The organism is Bacillus sp. FSL R5-0654 (assembly GCF_038008745.1).
Lineage (GTDB): Bacteria > Bacillota > Bacilli > Bacillales > Bacillaceae > Bacillus > Bacillus safensis.
The window spans coordinates 528,803-544,325 of record NZ_JBBOZV010000001.1; the positions used below are offsets into that span (position 1 = coordinate 528,803).

Annotated in this window: 16 protein-coding genes and 1 riboswitch; of the genes, 12 read left to right on the top strand and 4 right to left on the bottom strand. The window is 41.7% G+C overall.

What is annotated here, in order from left to right; translation table 11 throughout:
* Positions 1-39 precede the first annotated feature (39 nt).
* Complete coding sequence (locus NSS76_RS02520) at positions 40-300, bottom strand: GlsB/YeaQ/YmgE family stress response membrane protein (RefSeq protein WP_003214275.1); 261 nt, start codon at positions 298-300, stop codon at positions 40-42.
* A 156-nt stretch (positions 301-456) separates the two neighbouring features.
* Between NSS76_RS02520 and NSS76_RS02525 the strand changes: the two genes are divergently transcribed.
* A complete protein-coding gene (locus NSS76_RS02525) occupies positions 457-1,287 on the top strand; it encodes an EcsC family protein (RefSeq protein ID WP_073203922.1) in 831 nt (276 codons plus the stop codon).
* A 25-nt stretch (positions 1,288-1,312) separates the two neighbouring features.
* Here NSS76_RS02525 and NSS76_RS02530 read toward each other — a convergent pair whose 3' ends face one another.
* A complete protein-coding gene (locus NSS76_RS02530; RefSeq protein WP_133744979.1) occupies positions 1,313-2,410 on the bottom strand; it encodes a DctP family TRAP transporter solute-binding subunit in 1,098 nt (365 codons plus the stop codon).
* A gap of 67 nt (positions 2,411-2,477) precedes the next feature.
* Between NSS76_RS02530 and NSS76_RS02535 the strand changes: the two genes are divergently transcribed.
* From NSS76_RS02535 to NSS76_RS02570, 8 genes are all read left to right on the top strand, one after another.
* Entirely contained in the window at positions 2,478-4,097 is a 1,620-nt protein-coding gene (locus tag NSS76_RS02535; protein WP_427305608.1) for an ATP-binding protein, read from the top strand.
* Positions 4,094-4,777, top strand: a complete 684-nt coding sequence (locus NSS76_RS02540) for a response regulator (RefSeq protein WP_024425373.1) — start codon at positions 4,094-4,096, stop codon at positions 4,775-4,777. Before NSS76_RS02535 ends, NSS76_RS02540 begins: the two co-directional genes overlap by 4 nt.
* Positions 4,778-4,900: 123 nt before the next feature.
* Positions 4,901-6,169 (top strand): C4-dicarboxylate transporter DctP, encoded by a 1,269-nt coding sequence (dctP, locus tag NSS76_RS02545; RefSeq protein WP_133744976.1) that lies wholly within the window; start codon positions 4,901-4,903, stop codon positions 6,167-6,169.
* A gap of 197 nt (positions 6,170-6,366) precedes the next feature.
* Positions 6,367-7,389: an AI-2E family transporter gene (locus NSS76_RS02550; protein ID WP_041107476.1), complete on the top strand. Its 1,023-nt coding sequence runs from the start codon at positions 6,367-6,369 to the stop codon at positions 7,387-7,389.
* 63 nt (positions 7,390-7,452) lie between these two features.
* Positions 7,453-7,586, top strand: a riboswitch (cyclic di-AMP (ydaO/yuaA leader).
* 77 nt (positions 7,587-7,663) lie between these two features.
* Entirely contained in the window at positions 7,664-8,905 is a 1,242-nt protein-coding gene (locus NSS76_RS02555; RefSeq protein ID WP_166644710.1) for a dicarboxylate/amino acid:cation symporter, read from the top strand.
* Between the two features lie 126 nt (positions 8,906-9,031).
* Complete coding sequence (locus tag NSS76_RS02560) at positions 9,032-9,943, top strand: ABC transporter ATP-binding protein (protein WP_024427364.1); 912 nt, start codon at positions 9,032-9,034, stop codon at positions 9,941-9,943.
* Positions 9,936-10,703 (top strand): ABC transporter permease, encoded by a 768-nt coding sequence (locus NSS76_RS02565; RefSeq protein ID WP_341080582.1) that lies wholly within the window; start codon positions 9,936-9,938, stop codon positions 10,701-10,703. Before NSS76_RS02560 ends, NSS76_RS02565 begins: the two co-directional genes overlap by 8 nt.
* Positions 10,704-10,820: 117 nt before the next feature.
* Positions 10,821-11,156 (top strand): hypothetical protein, encoded by a 336-nt coding sequence (locus NSS76_RS02570; RefSeq protein ID WP_024427366.1) that lies wholly within the window; start codon positions 10,821-10,823, stop codon positions 11,154-11,156.
* Positions 11,157-11,254: 98 nt separating this feature from the next.
* Here NSS76_RS02570 and fbpB read toward each other — a convergent pair whose 3' ends face one another.
* The gene (gene fbpB, locus NSS76_RS02575) at positions 11,255-11,404 is read right to left on the bottom strand and encodes a Fur-regulated basic protein FbpB (protein ID WP_065215285.1); all 150 of its coding nucleotides are present in this window, start codon (positions 11,402-11,404) and stop codon (positions 11,255-11,257) included.
* Positions 11,405-11,719: 315 nt separating this feature from the next.
* Positions 11,720-12,040: a thioredoxin family protein gene (locus NSS76_RS02580; RefSeq protein WP_012008983.1), complete on the bottom strand. Its 321-nt coding sequence runs from the start codon at positions 12,038-12,040 to the stop codon at positions 11,720-11,722.
* A gap of 184 nt (positions 12,041-12,224) precedes the next feature.
* Here NSS76_RS02580 and NSS76_RS02585 point away from each other — a divergent pair, with 184 nt between their 5' ends.
* From NSS76_RS02585 to NSS76_RS02595, 3 genes are all read left to right on the top strand, one after another.
* The gene (locus NSS76_RS02585) at positions 12,225-13,307 is read left to right on the top strand and encodes a D-alanine--D-alanine ligase (protein ID WP_024425379.1); all 1,083 of its coding nucleotides are present in this window, start codon (positions 12,225-12,227) and stop codon (positions 13,305-13,307) included.
* An 80-nt stretch (positions 13,308-13,387) separates the two neighbouring features.
* Entirely contained in the window at positions 13,388-14,758 is a 1,371-nt protein-coding gene (locus tag NSS76_RS02590; protein WP_341080583.1) for a UDP-N-acetylmuramoyl-tripeptide--D-alanyl-D-alanine ligase, read from the top strand.
* A gap of 12 nt (positions 14,759-14,770) precedes the next feature.
* Positions 14,771-15,463 carry an alpha/beta hydrolase gene (locus NSS76_RS02595; protein WP_122631448.1) on the top strand — a complete coding sequence of 231 codons (693 nt, stop codon included), beginning with the start codon at positions 14,771-14,773 and terminating at the stop codon, positions 15,461-15,463.
* Positions 15,464-15,523: the final 60 nt, after the last annotated feature.

Here is a 15,523-nt window from a genome sequence, read left to right on the forward strand (position 1 = left end):
TAGACGGTGTCCCTACTGCTTCCTCTTTTATTTGTTTTTTTAAGATACCCTTGATCCCACGCTGCGGAAGATCAGGCTTAAAATAATGACAAAGATGGCTGCTCCTAAGATCGCTGGAATGATCGCAAAGCCTGCCAGACTAGGACCCCACGTTCCAAGCAATCCATGACCAATCCAAGCACCTGCAAGTCCTGCAATCATTGAACCGATCCATCCTCCTGGTACACTGCCTCCAGCGAGTGCACTCCCAATGAGACCAATGACAATCGCCACAACTAATGAAATTAGAAATCCTAACATGTTGATCACTCCTCTTTTGTTTGTTTATTAAGCAATAACCGTTTTGAAAAAGATTAAAACCTTTCGGAACCGCTTCAATGTTCTATACGTATGATGGACAAGGATTGTGTATAATAACAGACAAATACTTCAGCGGCATCTAAGGAGGCATATGGCATGGAGGAAAGAGAATGGCTAAAAGCACAATTAAAGGAGATCGAAAAGTGGGAGAAAGACCAGCAAAAGGTATGGTTTTGGGAGAAACTCAGCCGCCTTCCATTTCAAATGCTGGACAAGCTGACGCCTGCTTTTATTCAGAAAAAAATCGGTGTGCTGCTTGATGAAATGGGTCATTACATTCAATCTGGCGGTGCCTATTTGACATCGGAAAAAGGCATCATTCATCAATTTCAAAAGAAGTGTGAGGGCGAATCCATTCAGCGCATAGAGGATATTGGAAAGGCCCCAATCGAAATGATGGATGCCATTAGTGAACATATGGGGAAAAACAGAACGAATCTCGCGACTGTGCAAGGGGCGACAACTGGTGTCGGCGGAATGTTTACGCTAGCTGCTGATATTCCTGCGGTCCTGGGCCTCTCTCTGAAAACATTACAGGATATTGCCGTCACCTATGGCTATGATCCTAAAAACAAAGAGGAGCGGGTCTTCATCATTAAATGCTTGCAGCTGAACTCTGCGGATGTCGTTGGAAAGAAATCGATTCTAAAAGAACTCAAAAGCTATCATGCATCCGAAGGGAAGCATGAAAACATGATTTCCCAAATCCAAGGGTGGCGTGAGGTCGTCTATAATTACCGGGATTCGTTCGGCTGGAAGAAACTATTTCAGCTTGTTCCCATCGCTGGGATTTTGTTTGGTGCCGTTTCGAACCGCTCACAATTAAAAGGAATTGCCGAAACCGGCATGATGCAATACCGAAAGCGAAGAATTTTAACAAGATTAGAAGAGCTCACGCAGCAAGAACAGAGTGAGTCCGGCGCATAAAAAAATCCCATATCAAAGGGATTTTTTATTTGCTCTCATCCTCTTCCTGAAAAGCATGAATAGGTGAGTGTTCATAACGTGCACGCAGTTCGCGGATCTGTTTGATGAGGGTGGAGCCGATCGTTTTTTCGGCTTCATCATACAAAGGATCCAGGGCTTTCATCCATTTTTGTCTTTCAGCTGGCGTCAATTCATGAATGGCAATCGGCGATTCACGTTTAATGTCCTCCAGCTGATCTTTGTTCATCTGTTCTGCATGCTTTTCATTCCAAGCCGTAGTTTCTTCCATGGCCTCAAGTAAAATCCGTTTCGTTTCGGGTGTCTGGCGGTCAAAGAAGGATTGATCTGTTAAGACCACATAGCCTAAATACCCGTGATTGCTGATCGTCATATAGTCTTGTATATGATAGAATTTTTTTGAATAAATATTTGAAATGGTATTTTCTTCACCGTCTACTTTTTTTGATTCTAATAGCTGAAACGTTGAATTAAATGATTCCTGATAGGGCTTTGCGCCAAGAAGTTTGAATTGTTTTTCAATCATGTCGCTTTGCATAATGCGGAGAGACTGGTTTTTTAAATCAGCCGGCTGTTTGATGGGCCCTTTATTAGAGGTAATTTGCTTAAAGCCATTTGTCCAATAAGCCATTCCCTTTAACCCATCTTTTTGCAGCGTGCCAAACAACCTTTGTCCAATTGCACCTTGCAGGCCTTCTTGAACCGCATTGTAATTTGAAAAAGCAAAGGGAAGATCAAGTGCCAGCCACTCAGGGGACAGCATGCCGAGCTTCGAGGTAGACGGAGCAATAAATTGAACTTGATTCTCTTTGAGTGCATTTATTTCTTCAATATCAGAATAAAGGCTTCCGTTGGAGAAAATTTGAATGCTGATCTTTCCATCGGATTTTTCGTGCACGAGCTCAGCAAATTTCTTTGCGGCAAGTCCTTTAGGTGTATTGTCTGCCACGACATGGCTGAATTTGAACACAAGCTGGTCCTTCAGTCCAGTCTGTTCATCATCAAAGGTTGTCGCTGATTTTGGCATCATATGATAAAAACCAAAGTATAAAGCGGTTACAAAACCGATCATGAGCAATAGTGTATAAGCGAGTAAATTCTTCATGCGTCAGATCCCCCTTATGTCAAGCATACTTGACAGAGGAAGAATCCGTAAAGATACAGGTGAAAAAATGATGAGAAATCGATTGAAATTACAACAATTATCTATTAGATGGAAGCTTACCATCCTCACATATTTCGTTGTCATTTTCGCCCTTTTAATCGGAGGGATTATCCTTGTTGGGGGAATTCAGCAAACAGAGGAACGGGAGCTTCGAAAAAGACTCATGAACACGGCGAGAACCGTGGCTGAGATGAATGAGGTGAAGCAGGCGTTAGCTGATCAGACAAAGGATCGTGATCAATTACAGCATGCAATCGAAGAGATTCGGATTATTCAAGACGCTGACTATATTGTCGTGATGGATATGGATCATGTGAGATTAACGCATCCAGTGAAAACAAGGATTGGCCAGCGCTCAGAAGGAACTGATGAAGAGCCGGCTTTTGCAGAGCATATTTATTTCTCAGAAGCAGAGGGAGAGCTTGGAACAGCCATCAGAGCTTTTTATCCAGTCAAGGATGATCAATTTAATCAAACAGGGGTTGTGCTTGTAGGAAGAACTCTGCCAAGTATGGCAGATATATTAGGAGAAATGAAGCAGGATATCCTCATGATCCTCCTGCTGACGCTCAGCTTTGGGCTTGTGGGTTCATTTTTGCTCGCCCGTCATATTAAACAGCAAATGTTTAAGCTGGAGCCGCATGAGATTGTCAGAATGCTAGAGGAACGCACTGCAACCTTTCACTCTATTAATGAAGGGGTCATCGCCATTGATAATCAGCACATGATCACCATTTTTAATGAGAAGGCGAAGCAGATTTTTGGCGTAACAGGTGATGTCGTGGGCCGGAATATTTGGGGTGTGCTGTCTGATACGAGACTTCCTGAGATTATTGATCGCGCAGAACCCGTCTACAATGAAGAAATCCATATGAGCGGAAAGCGGATCATGAGCAGCCGGATTCCGATAGTCATGAAAAAGAAGATCATCGGAGCGGTCGCCATTTTTCAGGACCGGACAGAAGCGGCAAAATTGGCGGAGGAGCTCACAGGGGTTAAGAACTTTGTGGACGGTTTGCGGGTGCAAAACCATGAACATATGAATAAGCTTCATACGATTGCCGGGCTGATTCAGCTTGGTAAAGCCGATCAGGCGCTCGATCTAGCCTTTCAAACAACAGAAGAGCAGGAACATGTGACGGACTTTCTTCATCGCGTCATAGAGCATGATGCTGTCGCAGGGTTATTGATGAGCAAAATCAGAAGGGGCAAGGAGCTTGGTATCATGGTCGAAGTAGATGAACATAGCTGTCTGCGTGATTTCCCTGAACGGCTTGATCAGCATGATATGACAAAGCTGCTCGGAAATCTCATTGAGAACGCCTTTGCTTCGTATGATACTGTAGAAAGAGACACAAAAGTCATTTCCATTAGTATCGATCAAACGGAGGATGTCATCGCGATTTTAATTGAAGACAATGGCTCCGGGATCGAAGAGGAAATGATTCCTTCTATTTTCGATAAAGGCTTCACACATGGCAAAGAGGGCGGAACAGGCTATGGCCTGTACATTGTAAAAACGATTATCGACAAAGGGATGGGAAATGTAGAGGTCACATCAAGCATCGGTATTGGTACCACCTTCTCAATCGAATTCCCAATGACCATAGAGGAGAGAGACAGATGACTCAGATTAAGGTGCTGTTAATTGAAGATGACCCAATGGTGCAAGAAGTGAATAAAGAGTTCATTATGAGTGTCCCTGGCTTTCAAGTCGCAGCTGTCGCTGGAAATGGGGAGCAGGGCATCCAGCTAATCAAAGAGATTCGTCCAGACCTCGTGGTACTTGATGTCTATATGCCAAAAAAGGATGGCGTCAAAACGCTGCAAGACATCAGAAAACAGAAGATGAAAGTGGACGTGATTGTCATTTCTGCAGCGAAGGACAAAGAGACCATCGGCATCATGCTTCAAAATGGTGCGCGGGATTATATTATTAAACCATTCAAATTTGAACGAATGAAAGAATCACTTGAAAGCTATAAGGCGTTTAAATCAAAAATCCAAACTGCAGCAGAATTCTCTCAGGAGATGCTCGATGATATCATACGAAAGCCTGCTGTTAAGCAGGAAGATACTTGGCTTCCTAAAGGGCTGAATGTGCATACGATGAACGAAATTAAAGCGTATATGGGCTTGCAGGAAGGCGCGCAGTCTGCAGAAGAAGTCGCCAATGCACTTGGCATTGCCCGCGTCACGGCACGCCGGTATTTAGACTTTCTCGTTAAAGAAGGCGAGCTGAAATTAGATATGCAATATGGCGGGGTAGGACGGCCTGTGAATAAATATATCGTACATTCTGACTAAAGACCAAAAAGACCAAAATGTACGATATGTCCATAAGCTTCACAGCCTTTGATGAAATCGCTATCATTTATCTACAGATAATAGTTAAGCGTTTACATCAAAGGGTGAGGGAGTTGATTTTTTATGAAAAGGATTTTGAAGAACCTGACATTTCAGGTAATTGCAGCTGTCATTATCGGGATCATTGTCGGGATGGTTTGGCCAAACGTTGGAAAAGAAATGAAGCCGCTTGGTGATACCTTTATCAATGCCGTTAAAATGGTCATTGCACCAATTATTTTCTTAACCATTGTTCTTGGTATTGCCAAGATGGGTGATATGAAAAAGGTTGGGAAAGTTGGGGGAAAAGCATTTATTTATTTTGAAGTTGTCACGACACTTGCTCTAGTCATCGGTCTTTTTGTGGTGAATATCATGAAGCCAGGTGCAGGTCTTGACTATAGCAAGCTTGAAAAAGGGGACGTTTCACAGTATACCCAAAATGGCGGACAGGGTATAGACTGGATGGAATTTGTTACACACATCGTGCCATCTAACATGGTTGATGCTTTCGCAAAGGGTGATATTTTACAGGTCTTATTCTTCTCTATTCTATTCGGTGTCGCGCTCGCTGCTCTTGGCGAGAAGGGGAAAGGCATCATCGAATGGCTTGATAAGCTGTCACTTGTTTTCTTTAAAATCATTGGTTATATCATGCGTGCTGCGCCTCTTGGTGCATTTGGCGCGATGGCTTATACGATCGGACACTTTGGTTTGGCATCGATTAAACCGCTGGCGAGTCTGATGCTCTCCGTTTATATGACCATGTTCTTGTTCATTTTCGTTGTACTGAACATCATTTGTAAAATGTATGGCTTCAGCCTGCTCGGTTATCTGCGGTTTATCAAAGATGAAATTTTAATTGTACTTGGCACAAGTTCTTCAGAATCCGTGCTGCCAAGAATGATGGATAAAATGGAACGCTACGGGTGCTCTAAGTCTGTTGTCGGTCTTGTCATTCCAACAGGTTATTCCTTTAACCTAGATGGAACTTCCATCTATTTATCAATGGCCGTCGTCTTCTTGGCGCAAGTGTTTGGTGTAGACCTGTCGATCGGTCAGCAGATCACTATTATCCTTGTGCTGATGCTTACATCAAAGGGAGCAGCTGGGGTGACAGGAAGCGGATTTATCGTGCTTGCATCTACTCTTGCGGCACTACAGGTCATTCCGTTAGAGGGTCTAGCACTGCTGCTTGGGGTTGACCGCTTCATGAGTGAAGGAAGAGCGATTACAAACCTCATTGGAAATGGAATCGCAACAATTGTTGTCGCGAAGAGTGAAGGTGAATTTGACGAAGCGAAGAGCAAAACAGCACTTCAGGAAATGCGGAATATGAAGCAGGCTGTTTAGTATAAAAACAACCAAAAACCGAAACCTTATGTTCTACATGGGTTCGGTTTTTTTGTGTAAAAAAGAAAAACCAATAAAATTAATACAAATCGTAAGACCTCTTTGACCTTTTATTATATAATTTACAGAAAGATCCGATATAATGTATATCAGATACGATGAAAAATAGACTTTAGTCCTGGCAGGTGTGTAACGTAATGACGGCATTTTTAAAATTGTTCGAAAAACCTGGTGTTAAGCGGTTTTCAGTATTTGTAGTATTAGCCACAGCATTATATCTATTAAGAGGAATGATGAATTTAATTCTTTTGACCTTCATTTTCACCTTTTTGATGAATCGGTTGGAAGAGGTCATTAGAGGCTTTTTAAATCGCTTCCTGAAAATAGGACAGAAATCGGTCATTACCATTTTGTATATTCTTCTGGCTGGTGGATTAACATTTGGCGGATTCGTTTTTGTACCAATCATCGCCAAACAGGTAGAGCAGCTATTCCGTTTAGGAAAGAAAATTGCAGATCACCCACAAGATTTACCCTTCTTTGACGTCATCACGAACGTATTCGGAGATTTCAAAATATCAGCTTTCTTTGAGAAAGGGTTTAATTTCCTCTATACATACATAACCGATTTCAGCACGTTCAGTATCCAGGTCATTATGTCCTTAATATTAAGCATGTTCTTCCTGTTCGAAAAAGAACGCCTCATTCAATTCATGAACAAGTTCAAAACGAGTAAAATCTCCGTGTTCTATCATGAAATTGCCTTCTTTGGACGTAAATTTTCCCGAACGTTTGGAAAAGTACTTGAAGCACAGTTTATTATTGCAACCGTTAACTGTGTGCTAACGACCATTGCGCTAGGCATTATGGGCTTCCCGCAGTTATTTGGATTAGCGGTCATGGTCTTTTTGCTAGGCTTAATCCCAGTAGCGGGTGTGGTTATCTCTCTTATTCCACTCAGCATCATTGCGTATACACTCGGAGGCGGAATGTATGTCCTGTATATTGTGCTGGTGATTGTGATTATCCATGCTATTGAAGCATACTTCTTGAATCCGAAGCTCATGTCAGCTAAAACAGAACTCCCTATTTTCTTCACGTTTATTGTGCTGATCTTCTCTGAACACTATATTGGCATTTGGGGACTTATTATCGGTATCCCAATCTTTGTGTTTATTTTAGATATTCTTGAAGTGACAAATAGGGAAGAAAGTAATTAAAAAGTTCATATGAACCTGTTTACAATTTTCTAAAAATAAGGTATAAATGGTATGAAAATATCATATATCCACACGCTTAATCCTTCTAAAGGAATGGGGGACCCATGTTTTTGGGGTGAATTTTTCTTATCTGAGAAAAAAGGACATCTCTTCGTCCTAACCCGTCAGCTAACCTCATCAGCGTGAAGAGAGTAGACAGTGGTACACGTATGGACACGCAGGCCCACGAGAAAACTCTCTCGTGGGTCTTTTTGACGAGGAAGGGGAGATTTTATTGAAGCTGGCGACAAAAATTATTATTGCCTTGTTTGTAGGTGCAATCACAGGATTGCTGCTTAACCTTTTTGCTCCAAATGTATTCAAAGTGTTAGACCCTTATTTATTTACACCTCTAGGTCAAATCTTCTTAAACCTGATTAAAATGCTGGTTGTACCCATTGTATTCTTTTCGATCACGCTCGGTGTAGCAGGCCTTGGTGATCCGAAGAAGCTAGGCAGAATCGGCGTAAAAACCATTACTTATTTCCTGCTCACTACGACTTTCGCCATTATCATTGGCATTTCATTAGCCTTATTGATTAAACCCGGAGCCTTCGGTAATTTTGATACAAAAGCGGCTGATTATTCCGCAGAGGAAGCCCCATCAATGGCAGAAACACTACTCAACATTATTCCAACCAATCCAGTCCAATCGTTAGTTGAAGGAAACATGCTTCAAATTATCGTCTTCTGCGTATTTTTAGGTCTTGGCATAGCCATGCTTGGTAAAAAAACGGAAGGCTTGCTGAAGCTGTTTGAACAAGGAAATGAATTAATGATGTATCTTGTCGGTGTTGTAATGAAATTTGCACCGTACGGGACATTCGGTTTGATTGCAACCGCGATCGGCAGTCAGGGACTGGATGCCATGAAAGCGATGGGACTTTACTTCTCGGTCGTGTTAATTGCGCTTATCCTGCATTTCTTCCTGACATATGGATCAACCATTGCTATCTTAGCTAAACGGAATCCAATGGCATTCTTTAAAGGATTTTCACCAGCGATGGTTGTTGCGTTTAGTACATCAAGCAGTAACGCAGTACTGCCGGTATCAATGGAAACAGCGCAAAAGCGTTTAAAGGTGCCAGAGCCGATTTCAAGCTTTGTGCAGCCGCTGGGTGCAACCATTAATATGGATGGCACAGCCATTATGCAAGGTGTTGCGACCATTTTTATCGCTCAAGTGTATGGGGTTGAACTGACGCTTGTTCAAATGCTGACGGTTGTCTTAACAGCTGTTTTAGCAAGTGTCGGTACAGCAGGTGTCCCAGGGGTAGGGCTCATCATGCTGGCCATGGTGTTAAATTCCGTGAATCTTCCTGTTGAGGGAATAGCGCTGATCCTTGGCATAGACCGCTTATTAGATATGGCAAGAACCGTAGTTAATATTACAGGTGACGCAGCATGTGCGGTGATTGTTTCTGAAACCGAAAAGAAACACGAGAAAGAAGCGCCGACACCTAACTTATCACTGTAATAAGCAAGAAGGGCTGGCTGGGTCAGTCCTTTTTTTCATGGATTGATTTGTCTTGCGTGATATACTTTTAACAGAATGAGCGGCCATACATGCCGCCATAGGTTTACATCAGAAGGAGGAACCACTTTGCAGTCTGCTGTTTTAAAAGTAGAGAAAGTCGATAAACTAATTGGCCGGAAAATGATCTTGCAGGATATTTCTATAGACATTGGGCAAGGAGAAATTGTTGGATTACTTGGACCCAATGGGTCTGGAAAAACAACTTTGATTCGATTGATCGTTGGCTTGATGAAAAAAAATAATGGCAACATCATGATCAATGGATATTCACAAGATGAGGATTTTCTTAAAGCGATGTCATCTGTTGGTGCGATCATAGAAAACCCAGAATTTTATTCGTATTTAACAGGCTTTGAAAACCTTGAAATGTATGCAGCGATGCACGATGGCGTGACGGAGGAACGCATTCAGGAAGTGGTGGAAAGAGTTCGTCTTGAGGATGCCATTCATCAAAAGGTCAAGACGTATTCACTAGGGATGAAACAAAGGCTTGGGATTGCACAAGCTATTTTGCATCGGCCAAACCTGCTCATTTTAGACGAACCGACAAATGGACTGGACCCCGCAGGAATGAAGGAATTCCGGGAGCACTTACAAATGCTTGTAAAGGAAGAAGGAACCTCGGTGTTATTTGCGACGCATTTATTGCATGAGGTAGAAGAGCTATGTGACCGCATGATTATCATTCAAAAGGGACAGATCAAAGCTAGTACTCATCTCCGGGATATGGAGGGGAAAGAGCAGGTGCTGATGAATATTCAGCCAGTAGAAAAGGCGGTCTCATGGCTTGACGCACACGACTATACATATGAACGAAATGGAGCGCGTGTACTGCTTCAACTGAACAAAGAACGTGTGCCAGAGCTGAACAAACAGCTTGTGCTGGCGGGGTTTGATGTACTTGAAATGATGCCTCAAAAGCAGTCAATTGAAGAGGCATTTATGAAATGGACGGAAGGCGGGACGACAGATGCTTAACCTCATCAAGAATGAGCATAAGAAAATCATGAAGAAAAAGATCACATTCATTGCTCTTTTATTGATCGTTGTATTTCAACTGGCCATGGCTCTAACCTTGAAACGAGTCATATCAAGCTTTGGTGGACAAGACACAGTCGCGAACTATTTTGCTTATTCCACGAACGTCGTGTTTATTTTGCAGGTACTTGCTGTTGTTATTGGCGCGACCTTGATCTCAACAGAGTTTCAGAAAAGGACGATCAAGTTTCTATTGATCCGGCCAAAAACAAGACTGCACATTTTTCTGTCAAAATACATCACACTTGTGCTGACAGTCATTTATTTGTTTGTTTTTTATTATGTTTTGGCTTTTATATTTGGTCTTATTTTCTTCGGTACTGATTTTGATGAAAGAACGGGGCAATTATTTCAGCATACGTTTGCCGCCATTGGATCTCAGTGGGTGGAAGTGATCATGATGGCAAGCTTTGCTTTTATGTGTTCCAGTTTGTTTAGAAACAGTCTTGTTGCCCTTGTGACCTCGTTTTTTGTTTTATATGCGGCGAAATCACTTGTACCGATCATGTCTCTCTTAGAAAATCAGTGGGGGAAAATCCTCCTTTTCGCGAATACGGACTTTACTCAGTACAGCTTTCAAGGACCGCCGCCTTTTCATGGGATGAGCATTTTGTTTTCTCTATTTATAGTAGGGGCGCATTTTGTTTTCTTTATTGGATCGGCTTGGATTCTTTTTTGGAAACGTGATGTAAATGTGTAAAAAATGTGTCAAATAACAAGAAAAATTCGTGACATCTTTGTGAAAACGAGTCTGTATTTCACGATAACCGGCTGATTTTGTCTTATAATAAGAAGGAGTCATGGAGGTGGCACTATCGTGAAAAATTTCATTACGGCTTTACCAATTTTGTTGCTGCTGTCGTTTTCGTTTGTGTCTTTTGCCTTCCAGTTTGATCACCTTGTTTATTTCAGACTAGCGCTGGGGATCTTTTCGTTAGCGGGTCTTTTCTTTCTGTATACACTTAAAAGAAACATGAAATGGTTCATGGTCTATTTATATGCGAGCTGGATCGTTCTTGCTGCCGTCACGACATTTGAGGAACCAGTCTTTTCTCAATTTTTCTTCGGTGGTTTAACGATGACAATGGGTTATCTCACATATATGCTCATTTATTTAGGAATGAAGCAGGACCGTGTAGCGAAAGCAAATTAAAACAAAAGTCGATAAAATCGAATAACAGATTTTATCGGCTTTTTTTATTTTATTGAAGCAGACAAAAGAGCAGCCAGCGATGACTGCTCCTCTTGTGCTTATGATTCACGCCCAGCAGCTGCAAGCTGCTTCTGGTGTTTTTTGTCGATGGTTTCGTATATACTTTCCATCATTTGAGGATCGCGCATGATGGCCTTTTTGTTCTCTTCAATCAATTGCTGGTAGGTTTTAATTTTCTTCTTAGACATGTGACTCATCGCTCCTTAATAAGAATGGACGTCTATAGGATTTCACATAGATGAAATTGATAATCATTTTCAATTAGCAATTCCATTATACAAAGACAAATGTCAGAAGTAAAGATTCAATTCAGAAAATTCACGTAACCGACATATTCCAAGCTGGTTCGACGCTGCATTCTTTCCCAGGAAATAATTTTGTCATGACTTGTCGTAAGTGAGACATCAATTTGAAACGTTTTGGCTGTGCAGCTCGTCTTATGAAGAGATTTAAAAAGAAAAAAGACATCAGCAAGAGTTTGCTGATGTCCTTCGTTTCATCAATTAAGAAACGTGCTCTTGAAGAAATTCTGTCACTTCTTCAGGCGATTTTGCATTTGCACTGTGTAAATGACCTGTTTTTTCACCATTTTTGAAAATTAACAGGCTTGGAATGCCCATTACCTGATACGTTTCAGCTAATTCTGGGAAATCATCTTTATTTATTTCAAACCATTCATGGTGAGCATAAGCTTCTAGGATGTCTGGAATGAACATGTCCATTCTTGTACAGTCAGGACACCATGTTGCAAAGAATTTAACGATGACTTCTTTGTCTGATTGAATAATTTCATTGAATTGTTCAGTACTTGTGATTTTTTTCAATTTGTCACAACTCCTTTTCAATGTCATTTTAATATAAAATAAAGTCGAATGACATACAAATGCTCGGGAGGCGCTTACAACCTTTACAAATCATTTCAATTACGTAACAACAAAAATTAATTAGAGCATTTTTGCTTGAAAGTGATAAGATAGTAAAGATGAATTTTAGTGGGGGGAGTATCCATTGAAAATAAGTTTAGGATTGATTTACGGCGGAAAGTCAGCCGAACATAATGTATCACTGCAAACAGCTCTTGCAGTTACAAAAGCACTTAACACTGAGAAGTTCGATATACATCCAATTTATATTACAGAAGAGGGTGAATGGTTAAGAGGAGAAAAACTCACTGAACCAGTATCAAACGTCAAAATGCTTCAATTTGAACAGACCGCAAAGACGTTTTTACCAACTTCTTTAAATGAAAGCATGTTTCCACAGCCTGCATCGGCTGATGAGAAAATTGATGTTGTCTTCCCGTTGTTGCACGGACCAAATGGAGAAGATGGCACAATGCAAGGATTACTTGAACTGTTAAATATCCCGTATGTCGGCAACGGCGTTCTCGCGTCTGCCGCGGGTATGGATAAAGTCATGATGAAAGATGTTTTTGCACAAGCAGGACTTGCACAAGCAAAGCACCTTTCTTTCAATAAAAAAGACTACGAAAAAGCGACACCAGACAGCTTAGAACAGGTTGAAAAAGTACTGGGCTATCCATGCTTTGTGAAACCTGCCAACATGGGATCAAGTGTTGGAATTAGCAAATGCCGCAGCAAAGAAGAACTGCAGACTGCATTTGACCTCGCTTTCCAATATGATCGTCGTGTGGTCGTAGAAGAAGGCGTCGTTGGAAGAGAAATCGAGATTGGTGTATTAGGCAATGATGAGCCGAAATGCTCTGTCGTTGGTGAGATTGCACCTAAAACAGATTTTTATGATTACAAAGCAAAATATGAAGATGGCGATACAGATTTGATCATTCCGGCGAGTGTGTCAGAGGATGAATATAAGACGATTCATGACATGGCAATTAAGGCATTTAAAGCCCTCGATGGATCTGGTCTCGTACGTGCAGACTTCTTCCTTACAGAAAAAGGTGAAGTGTTGATCAATGAAGTGAATACAATGCCTGGATTCACACCATTTAGTATGTTCCCATTACTTTGGAAGCACACTGGTGTAGAGTATCCAGAGTTAATTGAAAAGCTGGTGTCACTTGCAATTGAACGCCATCGAGAAAAACAAACCATTAAAACAACTTTTTAATGTGAGCAGCAAGCAGACACTATCCTTAGGTAGTGTCTCTTTTCCTTCAAACGTGAAATGAGAAAGAGAGGCGAAAAATCATGATCAAACGTACAGTGAAACAAATCGCCCAAATGGCTGGTGGAACCCTATCTAATCAAGCTTTTGGCGAAGAACAGATTCACGGAGTGACAACAGATACACGAAAAGTATCAAACGGCGCCCTGTTTATCCCGCTTATCGGAGAACATTTTAACGGTCACACATTTGCTTCAAAAGCAGTGGAGCTTGGAGCCTCAGCTGTTCTTTGGAATCAAAAAGAAGCCAATCCGCCAGAAGGCGTTCCAGTAATTCTTGTAGAGGATACACTAGCTGCGCTTCAACAGCTGGCGAAATCATACTTAAAAGAAGAAAACCCTCGTGTTGTCGGTATTACAGGAAGTAATGGGAAAACCACAACGAAAGACATGATTCATTCCGTCTTGCAGACAGCGTATCAAGTTCATAAAACAGACGGTAACTTTAATAATCATATCGGGCTTCCGCTTACCATTCTGGCAATGCCTGAAGGAACAGATATTGCGGTTTTGGAGATGGGCATGAGTGCAAAAGGCGAAATCGAATTTTTATCAGACCTCGCTGAGCCGGATGCAGCAGTCATCACAAATATCGGGGAATCACATATGCAAGATTTAGGATCAAGAGAAGCCATTGCTGATGCAAAATGTGAGATCGTAAAAGGGTTAAAAGAAGACGGCATCTTTTATTACTTAGGTGATGAGCCCTTGCTTCGCGAAAGAGCAAGTTCACTTTCTCAGCGTGTAAAAACCTTTGGAGAAGCAGAGGACTGTGATATTAAGGTAACGCACATCAACCAGCTTGCAGAAGGAACAGAATTTCAGGTCGAAGGGTATACCCAAGGTTTTCTCATTCCTGTATTAGGGAAACATAATGTGAAGAATGCACTTGCTGCTATTGCTATAGGCCAGCATTTTGGGCTGAATGAAAGACAAATAGCCCAGGGACTGATGCAAACGAAGTTGACGGGGATGCGTCTTGAGCTGTTTAAAACAGATAAAGGAATCACTGTCATTAATGATGCGTATAATGCAAGTCCTACTTCTATGAAAGCAGCCATTGATCTTGTGGGAGATATGGACGGCTTCGCCAATCGTATTCTTGTACTTGGAGATATGCTCGAAATGGGCAGCGAAGAAGAAACGTATCATTATGAACTTGGCCGTTACATCAAGCCGGAATTTATTGATCATGTCATGACGTATGGCCGACTAGGTGCATTCATTGCTGAAGGAGCGAAAAAATCATTCGGGGCTGAGCACGTATTCTCCTTTATGGACAAAGAGGACCTGAAGAAAAAACTAGCTGAAGTGGCAGGGCCTGACGATGTTGTGCTTGTCAAAGCCTCACGCGGTATGAAATTGGAAGAAGTCATTACTGCACTACAAAAGTGAGAAGGTGACAGAATGATTGGCTGTTTATGTATCCACGGTTTTACGGGTGCCCCTTATGAAGTAGAACCGCTGGCGCAATATTTAAAACAGACGGCAGATTGGGAAGTGCAGTCTGTCACGCTTCCGGGGCATGGGGATGAGCTTCAGTTAAAAGGCATTCTTTATCAAGAATGGATAGCGACAGCTGAACTCGAACTTCTATCCCTTTATCGAACTTGTGACACCGTGTATTTGATCGGCTTTTCTATGGGCGGAATGATTGCTTCTTACTTAGCAGCGAAGTACCCAGTTGCCCGTCTCGTCCTATTAAGTGCTTCGGCTAAATATGTGAACCCAAAACAAATGATGCAAGATACAAGGCAGATGGTGAAGGAGTCCCTGTCAGGGATCATTGATACAAACCCTTTATATGATCGATATCGCCATAAGCTCACAAGCACGCCGCTGTCAGCCGCGATAGAATTTATGAAGCTGGTCAAGCAAACGAAGAATTCGCTTGAGAAGCTTCATCTGCCTGTGTTAATTGTTCAAGGTGAAAGCGACGGAATTGTACCTGCTTCAAGTGCAGAATTTATTTATCATAAAGTCCCGTCTCGCCAGAAAGAAATGTTTTATTTGCCCGATTGTAAACATCATGTTTGTCATGAGCCATGTGCCCAGCAATTGTTTGAGAAAGTAGAACATTTTCTAAAAAAAGCAATTTAATATATAGAAAAGCTAAATTGTGGCTAAACTAATATAAATTGAATCCCACTTGTTAAAATT